At 61.0% G+C, this 1,262-nt stretch carries 1 pseudogene; it reads left to right on the forward strand.

The annotated features are described in order from the left end of the window. The first annotated feature begins 68 nt into the window (after positions 1-68). Positions 69-1,219 (forward strand): annotated as a pseudogene (locus EJ913_RS31200) (IS30 family transposase). The last annotated feature ends 43 nt before the right edge of the window (positions 1,220-1,262 follow it).

The following is a 1,262-nucleotide window of genomic DNA, read 5'->3' on the forward strand; positions in this document are numbered from 1 at the left end:
GAGGGTAGGTTCTATCCTGAAGTGCAACTCTTGTTTTAGAACAGGAGGTTAAGGCTTCAGGAGCGGTCATGGGACAGCGCTATTCACAGATCAGTTTTGCGGAGCGCCGTCGGATCCAGGATCTGCGGGACGCGGAGGTTCCGGTCGCAGCGATCGCCGAGGAATTGGGGCGGCATCGCTCGACCATCCACCGGGAAATCCGGCGCAACTTCTACCATGACCCGTTTCGCGACCGTTGGGGCAAGGAGTACAAAGGCTACTATTGCACGAGCGCCCAGAAATACGCCCGGGACCGGCGGGCGCGGCGTCGGCTGAAGCTGACGCTGAACCCACTCTTGCGCAACCATGTCATCGCCAAACTGGGCGAAGGCTGGTCGCCCCAGCAGATCGCCGGGAGGCTCAAACACGATGCCCTGCCCCTGGGAACCGTATCGCACGAAACCATCTACCGCTTCATCTACGGTCCCGATGGTCGTGAACTGAACCTGTATGCGTTTCTGGCCGTGGCCCGGCGTCGGCGCCGACAGCGCTTGGGCCGCAAGCCGCGCAGCAACCCGATCCCACCGGAGCGCTGGATCGCCAACCGTCCGGCGGAGATCGCGACGCGGCAAAGTTTCGGCCACTGGGAATGCGATCTGGTGATCTTCGCCCGTCAGTTCGGCAAGGCCAATGTGACCTCCTTGCAGGAACGGCAAAGCCGCTTCCATATCCTGCTCAGCAATGAGGATCGCCGTTCCGTTCCTGTCATTGGACGGATCGCCCAAGCTCTCGCTCCTTTTCCCTGCCCTGCCCGCCAGACCATCACCTTCGATCGGGGAACCGAGTTCTTCGCTTACAAAGCCTTGGCGATGGACAGTTATTTCTGCGATCCCCACAGTCCATGGCAAAAGGGAGGGGTCGAGAACGCCAATGGTCGTGTGCGTCGGCACCTGCCACTCGCCAGCCCGGAAACAGAGCGGACATCGGCAGCGTTGACAACCCTGGCCCGCCGTCTGAACGACACCCCTCGGCGGTGTCTGGACTATCGCACGCCCGCTGAAGTCTTCGCCGCCAATCTGACCGCGCTGGCCGCCTCAACGCAGGTCAAAAGTCCTGAGCGTTCTCTCCCCCGGCCGCTCGCCCCGGTGGGTCCACAGGCTTGATCCGCCTTGGCTATGGGAAACCGTCGGATCAAGCCTGTGGACTACCGGGACGACCTTACGCAAAAAAAGGACTGTAGACCTATCATAAAAGCACGTGTCGCACTTCAGCTTGAATCTTTC

Source organism: Azospirillum doebereinerae, from assembly GCF_003989665.1.
GTDB classification, from domain to species: domain Bacteria; phylum Pseudomonadota; class Alphaproteobacteria; order Azospirillales; family Azospirillaceae; genus Azospirillum; species Azospirillum doebereinerae.